The following is an 18,323-nucleotide window of genomic DNA, read 5'->3' as shown; positions in this document are numbered from 1 at the left end:
GACCCGGATGCGCGTTCTGAGCTATAACATCCGCAAGGCCGTGGGCCTGGATCGGCGACGCAACCCCGAGCGGGTCATGTCCGTCATCGCCGAAAGCGGGGCCGACGTGGTGATCCTGCAAGAGGCGGACAAGCGGCTGCCCCCGCGCCCCGCCGCGATCCCCCGACATCTGATCGATCTGGAAAGCGACTATGACGTGGTGGACCTGGCCGCCACCGATGTGAGCCTTGGCTGGCACGGCAATGCCGTTCTGGTCAAACCGGGAATCGACGTCCTGGGGGTTGACCGGCTGATGCTGCCGGGGCTGGAACCGCGCGGCGCGGTGCGCGTCCAACTGGCCGCGCCGCGTGTGGGCGATATCAGCGTGATCGGGGCGCATCTGGGCCTGCTGCGACGCTGGCGGCGGCGTCAGTTGGCCGCGATCCGCTCGCATGTCGCGCCCCAGGATCGGGCCCACACCATCATCGCCGGAGATTTCAACGAATGGGCGCCGCGCGGCGGGTTCGAGCCGCTGGGGCGCGAGTTCACGGTCATGTCGCCCGGGCGCAGCTTTCACACCGCCTATCCGGTCGCCCCGCTGGATCGCTTCGCCCATGGTGCGGCGCTGAGGGTCACCGACAGCGGCACGATCCGGCACGGCGAGGCACGCCATGCCTCGGATCATATGCCGATCTGGGCGGATTTCGCACCGGCCCGGTAGCGGGCCGGCGCGCGCAACATCGATCAGACGGCGGCCTTGAGCGCCTCGACCAGATCGGTGCGTTCCCACGAAAACCCGCCATCTTCCTCGGGCGCACGCCCGAAATGGCCATAGGCCGCGGTGCGGGTGTAGATCGGGCGGTTCAGACCCAGTTGCGTGCGAATGCCGCGCGGCGTCAGACACATCGTGTCTCGGATGGCCTTCTCGATCTCGGACTCATGCACCTCACCCGTGCCATGCGTCTCGGCATAGATCGACAGCGGTTCGGCCACGCCGATGGCATAGGACAGCTGGATGGTGCAGCGTTTGGCCATGCCGGCGGCGACCACGTTCTTGGCAAGGTAGCGCGCGGCATAGGCGGCCGAGCGGTCCACCTTGGTCGGGTCCTTGCCCGAGAAGGCACCGCCGCCGTGGGGCGCGGCCCCGCCATAGGTGTCGACGATGATCTTGCGCCCGGTCAGGCCCGCGTCCCCGTCGGGGCCCCCGATGACGAACCTGCCGGTCGGGTTCACGTGCCAGACGGTCTGATCGTTCAGCCAGTCCGTCGGCAGAACCTCGCGGATATAGGGCTCGACCACGGCGCGCACGTCGTCGGAGGTCATGCTTGCGTCCAGATGCTGCGTGGACAGCACGATCGAGGCAACCTCGACCGGGCGGCCATCCTCGTAGCGCAGGGTCAACTGGCTTTTGGCATCGGGGCCGAGCGTCGGCTCCTGCCCGGATTTGCGCACCTCGGCCAGACGGCGCAGAATCGCGTGGGAATACAGGATCGGCGCAGGCATCAACTCGGGCGTTTCATCGACGGCGAAGCCGAACATGATGCCCTGATCCCCGGCGCCCTCGTCCTTGTCCTCGGCCGCGTCGACGCCTTGGGCGATATGCGCGGATTGCTCGTGCAGCAGGTTCGTCACCTCGACGGTTTCGTGGTGAAACTTCTCCTGCTCGTAGCCGATATCCTTGATGCAGGCGCGGGCGATATCGCCGATGTGATCCATGTAGTCATGCAGCTTGGCCTTGTCGGACAGGCCCACCTCGCCCCCGATGACCACGCGGTTGGTGGTGGCGAATGTCTCGCAGGCGACGCGCGCCTCGGGTTCCTCCGCAAGGAAGGCATCGAGTACGGCGTCCGAGATGCGGTCGCAGACTTTGTCGGGGTGCCCCTCAGAGACGGACTCGGAGGTGAAGAGATAGTTCGATCGGGCCATGAAGGTTGCTCCATTGAAAACAAGGTCCCCGCGCCAGGAAGCCGTTGCGAGGCTGACTTGGCTTACGCCCTTGTTCCCAGAGGTTCAATGCCGTGCGCGCCTGCGGCCTGCGGCAATTGTGGCAAGGCCGGCGAAAAGCACGACGATCAGGATCGGCACATCGCCCGTCCGCGCATAGAGCGTGGGCGGCAAGGCCGGGGGCAGCGCCACGTCCAGCGCCCCCGCCTCGCCAAGCGGCAGGGCGGCCACGACCCGGCCGCGCGCGTCGATCACGCCCGAGATGCCGGTATTGGCCGCGCGCAGCAGCGGCAGACCCTGTTCGGCGGCGCGCAGGCGGGCCAGCGCCAGGTGCTGATACGGGCCGGAAAACGTGCCGAACCAGGCGTCATTCGTGATGTGCAGCATCCAGTCGGGCCGGGTATCGACCCGGCGGATATCAGTGGGAAAGATCGCCTCGTAGCAGATCATCGGAAAGGCGGTACCCAAGGCGCCCAGATCAAGGGTCGTTGGCCCCTCTCCGGGCGTGTAGCCGCCCGGCAGCACCTCGGCCAGGCCCCGCAGCCCCCAATCGGCCAGCCTGTCGCCGAAGGGCAGGTACTCGCCAAAGGGCACGAGGCGATGCTTGTCATAGACGCCCTGAACGCGGCCATCCGGCCCCAACAGCGCCAGGCTGTTGACCGGCCGATCGTCGCGAAAGCGCTGCGCGCCGATGACGACCGGGGCCGCCCCGGCGGCCTGGGCGATGCGGGCGCGGCTGGCATCCGAGCGGTCCAGCAATTGCGGCAGGCTGGTTTCCGGCCAGACCACCAGATCCGGCGCGCGCCCCTCGGGCGCGGTTGCGGTCAGGTCGAGGCCGCGTTGAAAGAACACCTCGATCATGTCGCGGCGCCATTTCAGATGTTGCGGCGCGTTCGGCTGGATCAATCGCACGACCGGGGCGTCGGCGGCTGGCCGCGGCGCGGATGGCGCGGGCAGCAGGCCGACGCCCACCGCCACGGCCCCGAACACAGCCACCGCCAGCCGCGATCGCCCCCTGTGGACGAGCACGACCAGAGCGGTCGCCGTGAACAGAACCAGCGCCGTCAGGCCAAGGGGCCCGACTAGGGCCGATAGCGGCAAGAGCGGCGTGTCGATCAGGATATGCCCCGGCTGCGCCCAGGGGAAGCCGGTGAACAGGACGCCGCGCGCGGCCTCGGACAGGGTCAGCGCCGCGGCGAACGCGATCGCCCGCAGGGCCGACTCGCCATTTGGCACAAGCCTGGCCGCGATCCACCCGGCCACCGCCCAGAAGAGCGCCAGCCCGCCAGCCATCAACACCAGGGCGAAGGGCGCCATCCATCCGTGACGCTCGGCATCGACGAAAAACGGCTCGACGATCCAATGCAGGGCCGTCGCGAAATGCGCCGTCCCGGCCACCCATGCCAAAAGCGCGGCCCGCCCCGGTGCAGCCGCCACCGATATCAGGCCACACAGCGCGACAAAGCCGGCCAGCGCCAGCCACCACAGATCGAACGGGGCCTGGCCCAACGCCGCCGCGACCCCGCCGAGCACGGCAATGCCAAGCGCCGGCCAGCGCGCCGCGAACAGGCCGGCCGGAACGTCCCGATGGATGCCCGATGGATGCGTCACCGCTGTGGCAGGCGCACGCGCAACCGCTTGATCCGGCGGGGATCGGCGTCGATCACCTCGAACTCGACCCCGGTCTCTTCATGGGGCACGACCTCGCCCCGCGCGGGCACGCGGCCGGTCAACAAGAAGACGAGACCGCCAAGCGTATCGACCTCTTCCTCGTCCTCGTCTTCGGTCAGGGACAGGCCGATCTCGGTTTCGAACTCGGCCAAGGGCGCGCGAGCCAGCGCGATGAAGGATCCATCCTTTTCCCGCGTCCAGGGCTGCGCCTCTTCGATGTCGTGCTCGTCCTCGATTTCACCGATCACCTGTTCGATCAGGTCCTCGATGGTCACCAGCCCGTCCACACCGCCATATTCGTCGATCACCAGCGCCATATGCGTGCGCTGTGTCTGCATCTTGGCCAGCAAGACGCCGATCGGCATGGATGGCGGCGCATAAAGCAGCGGGCGCAGCATGGTGCGCAGCGAGAAATCCGTGGCCGTTCCGTTGAACCCGTATCTCAGCGCCACGTCCTTGAGGTGGACCATCCCCGTCGGGCTGTCGAGCGTGCCGTCATAGACCGGCAGGCGTGTCAGGCCCGAGTCGCGAAACACCTCGACCAGGTCGGGCAATCCCATGTCGCAGGGCACCGAGACGATCTCGACCCGCGGGATGGCCACGTCCTCGACCCGCAGATGCCGCAGGTTGGACATGCCGAAAGGACGCTGGCCCGCAGGCTGCGCCTCGGATGCATGCTGTTGGGAACTGTCGTCCTCGGCCTCGACCGTCGGGGGGGGTGCTGCCGAAGATCCGTGAAAAGAAACCCGGCCTCTGGGCGGGGGTGTCATCCTCTAAGTCCTGCGCGCCATGCGCCGCGGGAGACGAGGGATCGGGGTTCGAGCTCATTGCTCCTTTCCAGATATCCAAAACCGGGCCAGATGTGCCCGTCGCATCAATATGGGTCAGGGACCCCCAGTCTGGCAAGGATGCGCGTCTCAAGACCCTCCATCAATTCGGCATCGGGGTCGGTTTCGTGATCGAACCCGAGCAGATGCAACAGCCCGTGGACCAGCAGATGGCCGAGATGATGCTCGAAGGAGTTGCCGGCCTCGGTCGCCTCGCGTGCGCAGGTCTCGTAGGCCAGGGCGATATCCCCCAACTCCTCGGGCGGGCCCTGCGGGCCGGGCGCGGGCAGGTCGGGCATGGCGCCGGGGGTCGGGGCGGCACGCTCTTGCGATGGCCAGGACAGGACATTGGTCGGCGTGGGTCTGCCCCTGAAATCGGCATTCAGCGCCGCGATGCGTTCATCGTCACAGGCCAGAAGGCTGACGGCAAAAAGGCCCGGGTCGAGCGACATCTCGGACAGTGTCGCATCAAAGGCCGCCTGGGCCAGTGCGGCCAGGGCGTTCTCGTCCCAGTCCGGAGTCTCGATAAGGATGTCGATCTCGGTCATGCGGCCCCCTAGCATCCCGGCCACGGGTCCTGCCAGTCAGTAATGCGGCAGCTTCTCGCCCCGTGCGGCATGACCGGCGATCAGGGCGACGCGCTTGGCGCGCGTCTCGGGGCGCTTGGCCTGGGCAAGATAGCGCAGAACGTTGCGCCGATAGGACGGGGCCGCGCTCGCGAACCACGCTTTCCCGCCCTGCGCCGCCAGCGCGTCGCGCAGATCCTCGGGCACGGCGAAGTCATCGACCGGGTCCGACGTGTGCCATAGCGCGCCCGCCTGCGCCGCCTGCAGGGCGGCCAGTCCGGGCGGCCGCATTCGGCCCTCGGCGATCAGACGCTCGGCGCGGAGTTTGTAGCTGCGGGCCCAAACGCTCTGCTTGCGCGGGGCGATCAGTTGCATGCTGCGGTTTTCGTCCAGCTTCATGCGCCGCCCGTCGATCCAACCATAAGCGACCAGAGCATCCAGCACCTGCTCGCGGCTGACATAATTCGCCCGGTGCGCGGCTTTCCAGGTCACCAGCCAGACCGATGGCCCGGTATGGTTTTCGGCCAGCCACTCCCACAATTGGGACGGGGCGGTGATTTCGATACGCTCAAGGGCAGGTGCTGATGACATGTCGGCATAGCTAGCGCGCTATAGCAGCGCGGCGATGGTTCGTGCTGCACGCTGCCCTGACAGACACGCGCCGCCCACCGTCGTCGCAAGTGGCCCCGGCGCGGCCTTGCCCGCGAAAAATATCCGCTCCCCCACGGGATCCATGGCCGCCAAACGCGCGCCCCCGGCACCAGGCACCGCCCGAGAGCAGCCCCCGAGGCTCAAGGGGTCGGCGACCCAATCGTGCCAGAACACGGTTTCCACCTGTGCGCCGATCACGGCCCCGAGCGCCCCGGAGAGGCTGCGGCGCGGGGCATCTGGATAAAGGTGGATCAAGGCCCCCTGTCCCGTTTCCAACGCGGCAAGATCGAGGGCGAATTCAGGCGCATCGCGCAGCGGCGCGCGGCCGCTTGCCAACGGTCGCCAACCGCCAGACCCGCCAGGGAGCGGGCGGGGTACCCGACCCGGTCACGCGCCTCAACGATGACAACCCGTCATCCTTGCGCCTGCATGTGGCGGGCGGCGGCGATTCCGGCGGCCCCGGCGCCGATGACGGCAACATCGGTATCGACGACCGGCTGCGCATGAAGGCGAGCAGGCATTGCGATGGCAGTTGAGGCGGTGGCAAGGAACCGGCGACGCTGGTTCATGCGCCTGCCGCCCGCATCAGCCCTGCGGCGCCTCCTTGTCATAGGCTTCGATGATCCTTGCGACCATCGGGTGGCGTACGACATCCTTGGCCGTGAAGTAGTTGAAGCTGATCCCCTCGATTCCGCCAAGGATGCGCTCGGCCTCGACAAGGCCGCTCATCTGACCGCGGGGCAGGTCGACCTGGCTGCGGTCGCCGGTGATGACCATGCGGCTGCCCTGCCCCAGGCGGGTCAGGAACATCTTCATCTGCATGGTCGAGGCATTCTGCGCCTCGTCCAGCACGACATAGGCGTTCGAAAGGGTGCGGCCCCGCATGAAGGCCAAGGGCGCGATCTCGATGGTCTTTTCCTCGATCAGCTTGCCCAGTTGCTTGGCCGGCAGGAAATCGTTCAGCGCGTCGTAGAGCGGCTGCATGTACGGGTCGACCTTGTCCTTCATGTCGCCGGGCAGAAAGCCCAGACGCTCGCCCGCCTCGACGGCCGGACGCGACAGGATGATCTTGTCGACATGGCCGTTGATCATCTGGTTCACCGCGACGGCCACGGCGAGATAGGTCTTGCCGGTGCCCGCCGGGCCGATGCCAAAGGCCAGTTCGTTGCCGTAGAGGTTGCGCACATAGTCCTGCTGCGCGCGTGTTCGCGGCTCGATCGTTTTCTTGCGCGTCCCGATTTCCAACGGACCCGCGCCGAACATCTCCATCTGATCACCGTCGCGCGCGCCGGTCTCCTCGCCCGAATTGCCCAGGCGCACGATCGCGTCGATATCGCCGGGTTCGATGGACTTGCCGGTTTCCAACCTTGCATAAAGCCCCTCGAGCACGCCGGCCGCCTCTTCGCGGGCGTCCCCCAGCAAGGCAAGCTCATTGCCCCGGCGCAGGATGTGCACGGAAAGAAGGTGTTCGACCTGGGCAAGATTGCGGTCAAACTCGCCACAGAGTTCGATCAACAGGCGATTGTCCGGAAATTCCAGCAGTCGTTCGACGGGCGGCTCGGCAGCGGGCTGCGGCAGCGTTGTTGTCGCCAAACGGGTTCTCCCATCCTGAGGGTGGCTAACATCTCAAGACTGACCGTGCCGAGGCACGAACGCAACCTGTTGTGTCACCCGTCACGAAAATTTCTTGATCCTGTGTCCAAGGGCATCGCAGGGGCTGAAACCAAAACGGGCGCCCAAGGGCGCCCGCGTCGTTCAAGCAAGGGTCTTGGATCAGAACCCGGGCGTGAAGTCCGGGATGCCGGGGTTCCGGCTGATGTCGCCAACAATAGAATTCGGCGGTGCCACGTTGGTGCAGACCGGCAGGCCCGACACCGGGTCTCGGCGCAGATCCCAGTACCCTTCCAGACCGTCGTCGATCATCCAGTGGTGGCACCCATCGGGATCGATCCAAATGCCGGCTTCAAGTTGGCTCAGGCTGCCCGCATCCACACCTGTGTCCTCGCCGATCGCCACGAGGCGCGCACCATCGGTGCTTTGACAGGCAGTGAGTGCAACAGTCGAAAGGACGAGGACGACAACGGCCCGTGCAGAAAACTTCTCGGTCATGGCGGTCACCTGTAGCACACGATTTCGACGCGACGGTTGCGCTGCATATTCGCGGCGCTGTCGTTGGGGGCGACCGGACGGCGCTCGCCGTAGCCGATCTCGCGCGCGACACGCGCCCCGACCGAGCGGGCCACGTTTGCGACAGACGCGGCGCGACGCTGGCTCAGGCGCATGTTGTATTCATCCGAGGCGCGGCTGTCGGTGTGGCCATAGATGGCATAGGCAAAGGCCCCGGCGCTCGAGAAGAACTGCTGCAACTGCTGCCGCCCCGTGCTGGTCAGGCGCGCACTGTCCGTATGGAACAGGACGTCGGTATTCGAGACAGCGCAGGTGTTGACGTCGAGGCAAACCGGCATGCCATCCTGCGGATTAACGCGGCCCGACATATAACCTTCTACCCCGCCATCGGCGACCCAGTGCAAACATCCGTCGGGATCCACCCAAAGGCCCGGCTCGACACGCCCGGTCACGGTCACGGTATCCTGCGCCAGGGCAGACCCGGCGCCGATGGTCCACGCACTTGCCAACACGGCAATCATGCCGATGGTGCGCGCGGACATGCGTGTAAGTTTGTCAATCACACCATCATCCCCCATTCACTTGACGATCGCATGTTCAGCGTGGCAGCGCGATATGCGAAAACTCTATTGATATCCGAACTTTAGCATCTTTCATCCACAAGGGAAGCGGAATCTGGCGCAGCCTGTTGCCGCCGCGGAAACAGCATCTGGGTGTTTCACCGACTGTTGCGACAACATAGGCCTATCGCACAGGACCAGCGGGGCCGCCGCCCCCCGATGCCCCATCCTTGGACGACATGGGCACAGGGCTGGCCCCTTGGGCACCGGGGGGCCTGCTTGCCCATCAGAACAAGGGGCAAGCCGCGCTATGCCGGCGCCAAAGCTCGGCCAATGACGGTTTTCCGCCCCCCGCATGCGATTCGCCGTGATACGCTTGACCGCCTACGCCGGATGCACGGCCTACCGCTGTCACGGTATGCTGATTGGGTCATGGCCCCGTCCTTGCCCCTGCCTTCGGTCGTTTGAATGTGTCCAACTGGGGGAGGACCAAGACCATGACCAGAGCTCTGATGATGGCCGGCTGCGCCGTCGGTTGCATGGCCGGCGCGCCGGCCGCCATCGCGCAGGACCATGCCTATCAGCTGTCGACCCAACGCCATGTCATCACGATCAGCTGTTATCGCGGCCCGTGGGAAGACGTGATCTGGGACCGGCCGAACCCGGTCTTCACCGACAGCCTCGTCAGCGCCGGCTATACCTTTCCCGAGGCCCACGCCATTGCCGAACGGGTCTGCCGCGACCCGGCGACGGTCAACCGCCCCAACGGGATGGTCAACGTGATGACCCGCATTCTGTCCGAGACCCCGCCGCGCCGCAGGTAGTCCCGTTCAGCCCACCAATCGCCCGGCAAGCGAGTTCGGGCCGCTGTCGACGAGTGTCGACGGGCGCGATCTGCCCCTTGAGCGTCTCGGGGCCGTCGACATGGACGGCGTGCAGGTACTCGGACTTGCCGACCATCTGGCCCGGCATGCGCCCCGGTTTTTCGAACAGAACCGACACCCTGCGCCCGACCATGGCGTCCTGCGCGGCCCGCTGCTGCCGGGTCAGCAGCGCCTGCAAACGTTGCAGCCGGTCGTCGGCCTCGGCCGGATCGACGGTGGCGCGCTCGGCCGCAGGCGTGCCGGGACGCGCGGAATATTTGAAGGAATAGGCCGTGCCGTAGCCCACGGTTTCTACCAGATCGAGTGTCGCCTGGAAATCCGCCTCGGTTTCGCCTGGGAACCCGACGATGAAGTCCCCTGACAGGTGCAGATCGGGGCGCGCGGCGCGGATGCGTTCGATCAGGCGGAGATAAGCCTCGGCGGTATGCTTGCGGTTCATCGCCTTCAGCACCTTGTCCGATCCCGCCTGCACGGGCAGGTGCAGGTATGGCATCAGCTTGTCGCAATCGCCATGCGCGGCGATCAGGTCCTCGTCCATGTCGTTGGGGTGCGAAGTGGTGAAGCGGATGCGATCCAACCCGTCGATTGTCGCCATCTCGCGGATCAGGCGGGCCAGACCCCATTCGCCGCCATCGGGCCCTGCGCCATGATAGGCATTCACGTTCTGGCCCAGCAGGGTGATCTCGCGCACGCCGCGGTCGATCAGGTCGCGCGCCTCGCGCAGCAGACGGTCGGCCGGGCGACTGACCTCGGCCCCACGCGTGTAGGGCACGACGCAGAACGAGCAGAACTTGTCACACCCTTCCTGCACCGTCAGGAACGCCGTCGGCCCGCGCCGCGCCTTGCGGCCCTTGGGCAGATGGGCGAACTTGTCTTCCTCGGGGAAATCGGTGTCGAGCGCCTTTTCCCCGCGCGCCAGCGCCTCCATCATGGTGGGCAGGCGATGGTAGGTCTGGGGCCCCACCACCAGATCGACCATGGGCTGGCGGTGCATGATCTCTTCGCCTTCGGCCTGCGCGACACACCCCGCCACCCCGATCTTGAGATCGGGATTGGCCGCGCGCAGGGGTTTCAGGCGACCAAGCTCGGAATAGACCTTTTCCGCGGCCTTCTCGCGGATATGGCAGGTGTTGAGCAGGATCATGTCGGCGCCTTCGGCGCTGTCCACCTGCTGATACCCCTGCGCCCCCAGCGCCTCGGCCATGCGTTCGCTGTCATAGACATTCATCTGGCAGCCGTAGGTCTTGACGAAGAGTTTCTTTGTCCCGGTCATGGCGCGCGCTTTCCACAAGGGTTTGTTGACCTGCGGGATGTATCGCATGGACGCGGGGCTATCAACGCCCCCAAAGGCCAAGCGGCGCGGACAGACGATTGCAATTCGCCATCTGCAGGGTCACTTTGGCAAAAACCGGGCAGGCATGGATGGAACGGGCAGGCATGGATTTCGACACGCTTGAACAGTTTGCGGGCTCGGCCGCCGGCACGTTCGGCAAAGGCCCCTTCGCCATGGTGATCGCCGAGGATGCCACGGAACTGACCTCGACGCTCGACCATGTGCAGTCCTTGGGGTTTCGCGCCATCTTCGTGGTGGCCCCCGACGGCCTGGCCGTGCCGCCGCCGCCGGCCACGTCGGAAGTCGTGCGGCATGTCATCCGCCATCCGTCCCGCCGCAGGGGGACCGCGCAAAAGGCCGTGAACGCCCTGATCGCGTTGGTTCCGGGGGAATGGATCCACTACTGTTTCAATGGCGAATACCTGTTCTTTCCATTTTGCGAGGATCGCACGGTCGGTGAGCTGACGACCTGGGTCATGGAGGAGCGGCGAACCGCCATCCTCACCTATGTCATCGACCTTTACGCGCCTAACCTGAACACCCATCCCGACGCGGTCTGCCTCGATACCGCGCTTCTGGACAGTTCCGGCTACTATGCCGAAACCCGCCGCAACGACGCAGGCGACATTCTTGACCGGCAACTGAACTTTTACGGCGGGCTGCGCTGGCGGTTCGAGGAACATGTCGCCCAGCCCAAGCGCAAGATCGACCGCGTCGGGCTGTTCCAGGCCATGCCGGGGCTGAAACTGCGCGACGATCACACGCTGAGCGACGAGGAAATGAACACCTATGCCTGCCCATGGCATCATTCCCTATCGGCGGCGATCTGTTCGTTCCGCGTGGCCAAGGCCCTGCGCACCAATCCCGGCTCGCGCTACGACATCTCGGATTTCCGCTGGCACAAATCCGTTCCCTTCCGATGGTCGTCGCTGCAATTGATGGAGCTTGGGCTGATGGAGCCGGGGCAGTGGTTCTGACGCCCTGACAGCGCGCCCGGCCCAGCAAAAGGGGCGGCCCATCGGGACCGCCCCCTGACTTGTGGCGTACGACCGGGATCAGGCGGTTTCCGTCTCGGACGTCACGCCACCGGCCTCGATCGCGGCGGGGCGATGGGACGCGATCTCGATCCTCCGGGGTTTCAACGCCTCGGGCACTTCGCGCACCAGATCGACATGCAGCATGCCGTTTTCATGGGCCGCCCCGGTCACGCGCACATGGTCGGCCAGGTGAAAGCGCTTCTCGAAGGCCCGCGTGGCGATCCCGCGATGCAGGAACGTGCGCGGCGTGTCATCCTTGGCCTTGCGCGCCGAAATCACCAGTTCGGCCTCGCGCTGCTCGACGGTCAATTCGTCTTCGGCGAAACCGGCCACGGCGATCGAGATGCGATAGGCATCCTCGCCGGTCTTTTCGATGTTGTAGGGCGGATAGGTGCTGGTGGCGGTGTCCTGCGTCATGACACGGTCCAGCATGTCGGCCATCCGGTCGAACCCGACCGTGGCGCGGTAAAGGGGCGAAAGATCATAGCTTCGCATGGTCATCCTCCGTTGAGCGACAACATATGTGAAACAGCCCCGTCATTCGGGCGCTGTCATGGAATGTACCGGCCCGTCCGTGGCCCCGGCACATCCGTGATCTGGGAAGACCCGCCGCACAATTCAAGCCCGGCGCAACGGCATCAAGGCCGGATGAAATGTGCCCCGAGGCGCCCGCGATCGGGGCGCATCGTACCGCCGGCAGCGCCCGTCGCGGCCCCGGCCCTTTGCGACAACAGGACAGGCAGCGCAGCCTCGATTGCCACCGAGACCGAACGCGGCTGCCCCGTCGCGGCCCGCCCGGTGGCCGACATCACCGCCACGACCCGAGGGCCATGCGCGGTCATCCGCAGGACCGGGGCGCCGGAACTGCCGCGATCGATGCGGCACGACAGGCTGCGCACCACGCCCTGCCCGCCCAGGATCGTGCACCTGTCTTGCAGGGAGGGCGCGTCTTCGCGGTCTGCCCCGTATGACACCACCGTGACCGCGCCGCGCAGGGGGGCCGCCCCGCCCGCTGCAATCGGCGCGAAACGGGCCGAACCGACGGGCAGATCGAGCTCGAGCAAGGCCAGATCCCGTGCGATCATGTCCATCTCGATACCGCGCAGCACGGAATAGCCCGGCATCACGTGTCCGCGCCGGATGTGGCGAATGGCCTCGGGCCGACCGTTGCGCAACCCCGCCTGAAAGCTGAGGTCACGGTCATCCAGACGCGCCCCGCTGTCGGGATGGAACAGGCAATGGGCCGCCGTCAGCACCAGATCGGGCGCGATCAGGGTCGCGGTGCAAAAGCCGATCCCCGTGTCCAGCCGTCCCACGGCCTCCCAGCCGCGGCTGTCATCGCCGGTCTGCAGGACGCGCAGGGGGCTATCCTGCTGCGCGATGGCGGGACAGGCGAACAGAAGCGTCAGAAGAAAACCGAAAAGGCGTTGCATGCGCGCCTGCGAGTTGGAACCGAGTCGCCCTGACCCTGCCGCGGCAATCCGGCGAAACTTGGGCCGCGCGGCCGGGTGCGGTGTTTTTCATCGCCGACTTGTCGTGGATCAAGGCCGCCGATGGTTCGCAGGTGCAGCCATGGCGGACGCCAACTACCCCGAGGAGATGACGATGGCCCCTGCATGGTCTTGCACCCGTATTCCACAGCTCGCCCTGGCCTTGGCCGTAACCCTCGCCACCCCGGCCGCGGCGAACGACACCTGCCGTTGGGCCAATGACGGCGACTGTGACGATCCGTCGATCTACGGCGCGGTATCGGGGCTGTGCGACCCGGGCACCGACACCAGCGATTGCACGGGTTACGTGCCGCCCCTCGATATCAGCGATATCTGCCTTTTCGCCAATGACGGCGAATGCGACGACCCCAGCGTCGCGGGCCACGTGACCACCTCGTGCGCGCCGGGCACCGACAACACCGATTGCGGCATCGTCTCGCTCGAACCGATGGAGCCGATGGACGACGAACCCCTCGGCGATGCCTGCCCGCCCGGCACGATCGTGGTCGACGGTCGCTGCATCGACGAAGACCTGATGATCGAGGAAGAGCCTGCGGCCGAGAAATAATGGCCGACACGGCCTGAGCCCGCACCGCGCGGCGCGGCGCTGTCTCCGGCAGTGCTCAGCGCAGGATCGGCACCGCCGCTGCGCCATGGCGGGTCAGGGCCGGCGGCATCGGCCCGCCCGTCGCCCAGTCGAGCAATTCGACCGTGTGCACGATCGGGATCTCGGTCCCCGACCCGATCTGCATCATGCAACCGATATTCCCGGCCGAGATGATGTCGGGCTTCGTCATTTCCAGCGTTTCGACCTTGCGCGCCTTCAGTTCCTTCGAAATCTCGGGCTGCATGAGGTTGTAGGTGCCCGCCGACCCGCAACACAGGTGACTGTCGACAGGCTCGACCACCTTGAACCCGGCCGCCTTCAGCAAATCCTTGGGCAATGTCTTGATCTGCTGGCCATGCTGCAGGGAACAGGCCGCGTGATAGGCCACCTTCAGCGGTGTCTCGGACGACACTGCGGCCCCCTCGGGCAGACCCAGGTTGGTGACGACCTCGGACACGTCCATCGCGATGCCGGCAACGGTGGCGGCCTCCCTGGCCAGGGCGTCCTGACGGAACATATGGCCATAGTCCTTGACGGTCGTGCCACAGCCGCTGGTGTTGATGACGATCGCGTCCAGCCCCTCGCCCTGCATCTCCTGCGTCCACGCCCGGATATTCCGCGCCGCCGAGGCATGGCTTTCGTCGGATTTGCCCATGTGATGGGTCAGCGCCCCGCAGCATCCCTGCCCGTCGGCGATCACCACCTCGGCCCCCAGCCGGGTCAGCAACCGGATGGTCGCGTCGTTGATGTCGGTGTTCAATGCCCGTTGCGCGCAACCGGTCATCAGCGCCACGCGCATCCGCCGGTCGCCCTCGGCCGGGAAGACCTGCGCGTCGTCGTTGCGGCTGACCGGCGGGATGTGCTTGGGCGCCATCTCCAACATTGCCTTCAGCCGCGCATCCGGCATCAGAAAGGCAAAGGGCCGCCCGATCCTGGCGCCCCAAAGCGCCAGCCGAAACCGCCCCGGATAGGGCAGGATACGCGCCAAGATCCAGCGCAGGGCGCGGTCGGAAAACGGGCGTTTGTAGGTCTGTTCGATATACTCGCGCGCGTGATCGACAAGGTGCATGTAATGCACGCCCGAGGGGCAGGTCGTCATGCAGGCCAGGCAAGACAGGCAGCGGTCGATATGCTTGACCGTCTTCTCATCCGCCGGGCGACCGGATTCAAGCATGTCCTTGATGAGATAGATCCTGCCGCGGGGGCTGTCCAACTCGTCTCCCAGCACCTGGTAGGTCGGACAGGTCGCGGTGCAGAACCCGCAATGCACGCAGGTCCGCAGGATCTCGTTCGAGCGCGCGGTGGCCGCATCCTTGAGCTGGTCCGGTGTGAAACTCGTCTGCATCGGCTACCCCATCAAGCCGGGGTTCAGGATACCCCGAGGATCGAATTTCTCGCGCAACCCCTGAGAGAGGCGCGCCAGCGGCTCCGGCTCGGGCTGGAACACCGGGATCTCTGCGCGCGTCGCCGCGCTGGCCCGGATCAGCGTCGCGTGTCCCTCGAACCTCCCCAGACGCGCGCGCAGATCCGTGCCCTCGGGCACCAATGCCCAGATCAGCCCACCGCCCCAGTCGAGCATCACCTGCCCCCCGCAGCGCGCAGCGATCTCGGCCCCGTCCGACGGTTTGACCGACAGGCGCCAGACATCCCCCGGCCGGCCGGCAAACACCTCGACATCGCGGATCTGCCGCCACAGGGCCGCGACTTGCGCGCCGTCGGTCTCCACATCCGCCGCACCGAAACCCCGCAAGGCATCGACCAGGCGTTCGGACCGATAGCGCACGCTGTCGGCGAACCCTTCGAGGCGCAGCGCCGTCAGCGGGCCGCCCTCGGCATTGGGCAGATGCGCCGCTCCGCTCACCTCGAAGGGAGAGCCAAGCGCGGCCGCCATTGCCTCGACGGCCTGGGCCGGGGTCAGGCCCGCCACGCTCACACAGGCCTGCGCCGCAGGGGCGGGCAACACCTTGAAGCTCACTTCGCTCAAGATGCCCAAGGTTCCGTAACTCCCGGCCATCAGCTTGACGAGGTCGTAGCCGGTGACGTTCTTCATCACGCGCCCGCCATTCTTCAGGCGCGTGCCCGCCCCGTCGACAAAGCGCACGCCGATCAGGCTGTCGCGACAAGCCCCGGCCTGGATGCGCCGCGGCCCCGAGGCGTTCGTGGCCACGACACCCCCGATGGTCGGGTCGCCCTGCCGCCCCAGGAGTTTCCGAAAATCCACCGGTTCGAAGGGCAGGCGCTGGTTCTCGGCCGCCAGCACCCGCTCGACCTCGGCCAGCGGCGTCCCCGCGCCCGCCACCACGGTCAATGCACCCGGTTCGTAAAGTTCGATACCCGACAGGCCCGCCACCGACAGCGGCGTCCCCTCCACAGGCCGCCCCACCGGCCGGGTCCCCCCACCCATGATGCGCAACGGTCCTTCGGCCAAGGCCACCATGTCGCTCAATTCCGTCTCACTGGCAGGGGTCAGCACCACGCCCGCTCCTTCATCTTGGCAAAAAAACTCCGGGGGGTGCGGGGGGCTGGCCCCCCGCCGGGTCGCCGCCGTCAGGCGGCGAAACCCCTGCGCTCGGCGGACACCGCCAGGGGAAACACCTTGGCCGGGTTCAGCAGCCAGGTCGGGTCGAACACGTCCTTGACCCGCATCTGCGCCTCCAGATCGTCCGGCTCGAACTGCGTCGTCATCAGGTCGCGCTTCTCGATGCCCACGCCATGCTCGCCGGTCAGGCAACCGCCAACCTCGACACACAGCTTCAGGATTTCCGCTCCAAAGGCCTCGCAGGTTTCCAGATCGCCCGGCTTGTTCGCATCGAACAGGATCAGCGGGTGCATGTTGCCATCGCCTGCATGGAACACGTTGGCCACGTCCAGGCCGAACTCCTTCGACATCTCGCCGATCCGCCCCAGCACATGGGGCAGCGACGACACCGGGATCGTTCCGTCCAGGCACATGTAATCGTTGATGTTGCCCATCGCGCCAAAAGCCGATTTGCGGCCCAGCCAGATGCGCGCCGCCTCGTCCGCCGATTGCGCCTCGCGCAGTTCCACCGGGTTGTGACGCCGGGCGATCTGGGTAATGACGCCCAGTTGCTCGGCGATCTCGGCCTCGGACCCTTCGACCTCGACGATCAGCAGTGCCTCGCAATCGGGATAGCCCGCCTTGGCGAAATCCTCGGTCGCGCGGATGCAGGGACGGTCCATGAACTCGATGGCCACGGGCAGAACGCCGGCCTTGATGATGTCGCTGACGCATTCGCCCGCGACCTCGTTGCTGTCATATCCGATCAGAACGGGCCGCGCGCCCTCGGGCTTGCGCAGGATGCGCAGCGTCGCCTCGGTCACCACGCCCAACTGCCCCTCGGAGCCACAGATCAGACCGAGCAGGTCATAACTCGCCGCATCCAGATGCGCGCCGCCGATCTCAATCACCTCGCCCGCCATCGTGACCATGGTCACGCCCAGCAGGTTGTTCGTCGTGACGCCATATTTCAGGCAATGCGCCCCGCCCGAATTCATCGCGATATTGCCCGCGATGGCGCAGGCCAGCTGGCTGGAGGGATCGGGAGCGTAAAAAAAATCTTCCTGTTCGACCGCGCCCGTCACGCTCAGGTTCGTGCGCCCCGACTGCACGCGGATAAAGCGGTTGTCGTAATCGACCTCGAGCACCTTGTTCATGCGCGCGACACCCAGGATCACGCTGTCGGCCGTGGGCAACGCCCCCCCGGCCAGCGACGTCCCTGCCCCGCGGGGCACCACCGGGACGCCTTCGTCGTGGCAGATCTTCAACACGGCCGCGACCTCTTCGGTGGTCGAGGGCAGAACAGCCGCCAGAGGCGGGCATTTATACGCGGTCAGGGCATCGCATTCATAGGCGCGCGTTTCGGTCTCGTCGTGGATAACGGCGGTCTTGGGCAAAACCGATTGCAGGCGCGCCACGATACGTCCCTTGCGGGACAGAACGGCATGATCGGGTGTGGGCATCTCCATGGGCGGTCCTCCTCCGTGTCGCCTAGGAATTGGTAAAGAAATATAACCAATCATACATCAAAGCAATGAAAATTCCCCTGAGACATTCTCGCACCTTGCGCAGCGCGCCGCCGGGCGTCACTGGTGGCGCCATGGAATGGGTTAAAGTCCTTCATTTGTTGTGCGTTCTCGGGTGGATGACGGGCATCTTCGCGGTGCCCCGCGCGCTGATCTACTGGAAACGCGAATACGCGAGGATCGGTGAATTCGGACCGACCGGCGATCTGACCATCCGCATCTACCGCTTTTCCCTGGGTCTTGGCGTGATCGCGATTCTTTCGGGGATCTACCTGTTCTGGTGGTGGGGCTGGCCCGTCTGGGCCTGGGTCAAGCTGGGCCTCGTCACGGCCCTCGCGGCGCATTACGGCTGGACCGGGAAACTGGTGTTGCGCGCCCGCAAGGGGCAGTTCGACGAAAGCGACTTCTATCTGCGCGTGTTCAACGAAATCAGCGTTCTGGCCGTCATCGTCGTGCTGTACCTGGTGGTGTTCAAACCGTTCTGATCCACCCGTTGCACGGGCAATACAGGCCCCCACCTAATGATCCGCGCGTCACGGACGAGCCTGTCCCGTAGCGTCACCACTGGGCCCTGTGCTCAGGCAGCGGTCGGGCTGCGCCGCT

At 66.1% G+C, this 18,323-nt stretch carries 19 protein-coding genes, 2 pseudogenes and 1 riboswitch; of the genes and pseudogenes, 6 read left to right on the top strand and 15 right to left on the bottom strand.

Annotated elements, in window-relative coordinates; all coding sequences use genetic code 11:
- The first annotated feature begins 7 nt into the window (after window positions 1–7).
- On the top strand, window positions 8–700 hold the full coding sequence (locus ROSELON_RS07730) for an endonuclease/exonuclease/phosphatase family protein (protein ID WP_025311842.1): 693 nt from the start codon (window positions 8–10) through the stop codon (window positions 698–700).
- A gap of 23 nt (window positions 701–723) precedes the next feature.
- Here the strand turns inward: ROSELON_RS07730 and metK are convergent, their stop codons facing one another.
- The 6 genes and pseudogenes from metK to ROSELON_RS07700 form a co-directional block, all read right to left on the bottom strand.
- Window positions 724–1,905: a methionine adenosyltransferase gene (metK, locus tag ROSELON_RS07725; RefSeq protein WP_025311841.1), complete on the bottom strand. Its 1,182-nt coding sequence runs from the start codon at window positions 1,903–1,905 to the stop codon at window positions 724–726.
- 6 nt (window positions 1,906–1,911) lie between these two features.
- A riboswitch (SAM-SAH riboswitch) is annotated at window positions 1,912–1,961 on the bottom strand.
- Window positions 1,962–1,989: 28 nt separating this feature from the next.
- On the bottom strand, window positions 1,990–3,534 hold the full coding sequence (gene lnt / locus ROSELON_RS07720) for an apolipoprotein N-acyltransferase (protein WP_025311840.1): 1,545 nt from the start codon (window positions 3,532–3,534) through the stop codon (window positions 1,990–1,992).
- A pseudogene (locus ROSELON_RS07715) lies at window positions 3,531–4,422 on the bottom strand (transporter associated domain-containing protein). Before ROSELON_RS07715 ends, lnt begins: the two are co-directional and overlap by 4 nt.
- A 46-nt stretch (window positions 4,423–4,468) precedes the next feature.
- The gene (ybeY, locus tag ROSELON_RS07710) at window positions 4,469–4,969 is read right to left on the bottom strand and encodes an rRNA maturation RNase YbeY (protein WP_025311839.1); all 501 of its coding nucleotides are present in this window, start codon (window positions 4,967–4,969) and stop codon (window positions 4,469–4,471) included.
- A 36-nt stretch (window positions 4,970–5,005) separates the two neighbouring features.
- Window positions 5,006–5,578 (bottom strand): YdeI/OmpD-associated family protein, encoded by a 573-nt coding sequence (locus ROSELON_RS07705; RefSeq protein ID WP_025311838.1) that lies wholly within the window; start codon window positions 5,576–5,578, stop codon window positions 5,006–5,008.
- A gap of 18 nt (window positions 5,579–5,596) precedes the next feature.
- The gene (locus ROSELON_RS07700; protein WP_025311837.1) at window positions 5,597–5,974 is read right to left on the bottom strand and encodes an FAD-dependent oxidoreductase; all 378 of its coding nucleotides are present in this window, start codon (window positions 5,972–5,974) and stop codon (window positions 5,597–5,599) included.
- On the opposite strand from ROSELON_RS07700, the gene ROSELON_RS18170 reads away from it, so the two are divergent.
- Window positions 5,968–6,174: a hypothetical protein gene (locus ROSELON_RS18170; RefSeq protein ID WP_156945889.1), complete on the top strand. Its 207-nt coding sequence runs from the start codon at window positions 5,968–5,970 to the stop codon at window positions 6,172–6,174. The genes ROSELON_RS07700 and ROSELON_RS18170 overlap by 7 nt on opposite strands.
- A 49-nt stretch (window positions 6,175–6,223) precedes the next feature.
- On the opposite strand, the gene ROSELON_RS07695 is transcribed toward ROSELON_RS18170, so the two are convergent.
- The 3 genes from ROSELON_RS07695 to ROSELON_RS07685 form a co-directional block, all read right to left on the bottom strand.
- Complete coding sequence (locus ROSELON_RS07695; protein ID WP_025311836.1) at window positions 6,224–7,231, bottom strand: PhoH family protein; 1,008 nt, start codon at window positions 7,229–7,231, stop codon at window positions 6,224–6,226.
- A gap of 180 nt (window positions 7,232–7,411) precedes the next feature.
- Window positions 7,412–7,747 carry a hypothetical protein gene (locus ROSELON_RS07690; RefSeq protein ID WP_038651164.1) on the bottom strand — a complete coding sequence of 112 codons (336 nt, stop codon included), beginning with the start codon at window positions 7,745–7,747 and terminating at the stop codon, window positions 7,412–7,414.
- 5 nt (window positions 7,748–7,752) lie between these two features.
- The gene (locus ROSELON_RS07685; RefSeq protein ID WP_025311834.1) at window positions 7,753–8,307 is read right to left on the bottom strand and encodes an OmpA family protein; all 555 of its coding nucleotides are present in this window, start codon (window positions 8,305–8,307) and stop codon (window positions 7,753–7,755) included.
- Window positions 8,308–8,822: 515 nt separating this feature from the next.
- On the opposite strand from ROSELON_RS07685, the gene ROSELON_RS07680 reads away from it, so the two are divergent.
- Entirely contained in the window at window positions 8,823–9,149 is a 327-nt protein-coding gene (locus ROSELON_RS07680) for a hypothetical protein (protein WP_156945888.1), read from the top strand.
- A 6-nt stretch (window positions 9,150–9,155) separates the two neighbouring features.
- Here the strand turns inward: ROSELON_RS07680 and miaB are convergent.
- Window positions 9,156–10,482 (bottom strand): annotated as a pseudogene (gene miaB / locus ROSELON_RS07675) (tRNA (N6-isopentenyl adenosine(37)-C2)-methylthiotransferase MiaB).
- 164 nt (window positions 10,483–10,646) lie between these two features.
- Between miaB and ROSELON_RS07670 the strand changes: the two are divergent.
- Window positions 10,647–11,519, top strand: a complete 873-nt coding sequence (locus ROSELON_RS07670; protein ID WP_025311832.1) for a hypothetical protein — start codon at window positions 10,647–10,649, stop codon at window positions 11,517–11,519.
- 78 nt (window positions 11,520–11,597) lie between these two features.
- Here ROSELON_RS07670 and ROSELON_RS07665 read toward each other — a convergent pair whose 3' ends face one another.
- Window positions 11,598–12,074, bottom strand: a complete 477-nt coding sequence (locus tag ROSELON_RS07665) for an Hsp20 family protein (protein WP_025311831.1) — start codon at window positions 12,072–12,074, stop codon at window positions 11,598–11,600.
- Between the two features lie 143 nt (window positions 12,075–12,217).
- The gene (locus ROSELON_RS07660) at window positions 12,218–13,012 is read right to left on the bottom strand and encodes a trypsin-like serine peptidase (RefSeq protein ID WP_025311830.1); all 795 of its coding nucleotides are present in this window, start codon (window positions 13,010–13,012) and stop codon (window positions 12,218–12,220) included.
- A gap of 139 nt (window positions 13,013–13,151) precedes the next feature.
- On the opposite strand from ROSELON_RS07660, the gene ROSELON_RS07655 reads away from it, so the two are divergent.
- Entirely contained in the window at window positions 13,152–13,637 is a 486-nt protein-coding gene (locus tag ROSELON_RS07655; protein ID WP_025311829.1) for a hypothetical protein, read from the top strand.
- Window positions 13,638–13,692: 55 nt separating this feature from the next.
- Here ROSELON_RS07655 and glcF read toward each other — a convergent pair whose 3' ends face one another.
- The 3 genes from glcF to ROSELON_RS07640 form a co-directional block, all read right to left on the bottom strand.
- Window positions 13,693–15,021 (bottom strand): glycolate oxidase subunit GlcF, encoded by a 1,329-nt coding sequence (glcF, locus tag ROSELON_RS07650; RefSeq protein ID WP_025311828.1) that lies wholly within the window; start codon window positions 15,019–15,021, stop codon window positions 13,693–13,695.
- A 3-nt stretch (window positions 15,022–15,024) separates the two neighbouring features.
- Complete coding sequence (locus ROSELON_RS07645) at window positions 15,025–16,146, bottom strand: FAD-binding protein (RefSeq protein WP_025311827.1); 1,122 nt, start codon at window positions 16,144–16,146, stop codon at window positions 15,025–15,027.
- Between the two features lie 77 nt (window positions 16,147–16,223).
- Window positions 16,224–17,663 (bottom strand): FAD-linked oxidase C-terminal domain-containing protein, encoded by a 1,440-nt coding sequence (locus ROSELON_RS07640; protein WP_025311826.1) that lies wholly within the window; start codon window positions 17,661–17,663, stop codon window positions 16,224–16,226.
- A 131-nt stretch (window positions 17,664–17,794) separates the two neighbouring features.
- Here ROSELON_RS07640 and ROSELON_RS07635 point away from each other — a divergent pair, with 131 nt between their 5' ends.
- Complete coding sequence (locus ROSELON_RS07635; protein WP_025311825.1) at window positions 17,795–18,205, top strand: CopD family protein; 411 nt, start codon at window positions 17,795–17,797, stop codon at window positions 18,203–18,205.
- Window positions 18,206–18,323: the final 118 nt, after the last annotated feature.

It is taken from the genome of Roseibacterium elongatum DSM 19469 (assembly GCF_000590925.1).
In the GTDB taxonomy this organism is placed as follows: Bacteria; Pseudomonadota; Alphaproteobacteria; order Rhodobacterales; family Rhodobacteraceae; genus Roseibacterium; species Roseibacterium elongatum.
The sequence above is the reverse complement of the archived record's forward strand: the minus strand, read 5'-3'. Positions and strand labels throughout refer to the sequence as shown.

Bases quoted from the DNA above. Each gene is read 5' to 3' on its own strand.
- ROSELON_RS07635 (WP_025311825.1), top strand. From the start codon at position 17,795: ATGGAATGGGTTAAAGTCCTTCATTTGTTGTGCGTTCTCGGGTGGATG.
- ROSELON_RS07660 (WP_025311830.1), bottom strand. From the start codon at position 13,012: ATGCAACGCCTTTTCGGTTTTCTTCTGACGCTTCTGTTCGCCTGTCCC.
- ROSELON_RS07665 (WP_025311831.1), bottom strand. From the start codon at position 12,074: ATGCGAAGCTATGATCTTTCGCCCCTTTACCGCGCCACGGTCGGGTTC.
- metK (WP_025311841.1), bottom strand. From the start codon at position 1,905: ATGGCCCGATCGAACTATCTCTTCACCTCCGAGTCCGTCTCTGAGGGG.
- ROSELON_RS07730 (WP_025311842.1), top strand. From the start codon at position 8: ATGCGCGTTCTGAGCTATAACATCCGCAAGGCCGTGGGCCTGGATCGG.
- ROSELON_RS07640 (WP_025311826.1), bottom strand. From the start codon at position 17,663: ATGGAGATGCCCACACCCGATCATGCCGTTCTGTCCCGCAAGGGACGT.
- ROSELON_RS07680 (WP_156945888.1), top strand. From the start codon at position 8,823: ATGACCAGAGCTCTGATGATGGCCGGCTGCGCCGTCGGTTGCATGGCC.
- ROSELON_RS07690 (WP_038651164.1), bottom strand. From the start codon at position 7,747: ATGACCGAGAAGTTTTCTGCACGGGCCGTTGTCGTCCTCGTCCTTTCG.
- ROSELON_RS07685 (WP_025311834.1), bottom strand. From the start codon at position 8,307: ATGTCCGCGCGCACCATCGGCATGATTGCCGTGTTGGCAAGTGCGTGG.
- ROSELON_RS07655 (WP_025311829.1), top strand. From the start codon at position 13,152: ATGGCGGACGCCAACTACCCCGAGGAGATGACGATGGCCCCTGCATGG.
- ybeY (WP_025311839.1), bottom strand. From the start codon at position 4,969: ATGACCGAGATCGACATCCTTATCGAGACTCCGGACTGGGACGAGAAC.
- ROSELON_RS07670 (WP_025311832.1), top strand. From the start codon at position 10,647: ATGGATTTCGACACGCTTGAACAGTTTGCGGGCTCGGCCGCCGGCACG.
- ROSELON_RS07705 (WP_025311838.1), bottom strand. From the start codon at position 5,578: ATGTCATCAGCACCTGCCCTTGAGCGTATCGAAATCACCGCCCCGTCC.
- glcF (WP_025311828.1), bottom strand. From the start codon at position 15,021: ATGCAGACGAGTTTCACACCGGACCAGCTCAAGGATGCGGCCACCGCG.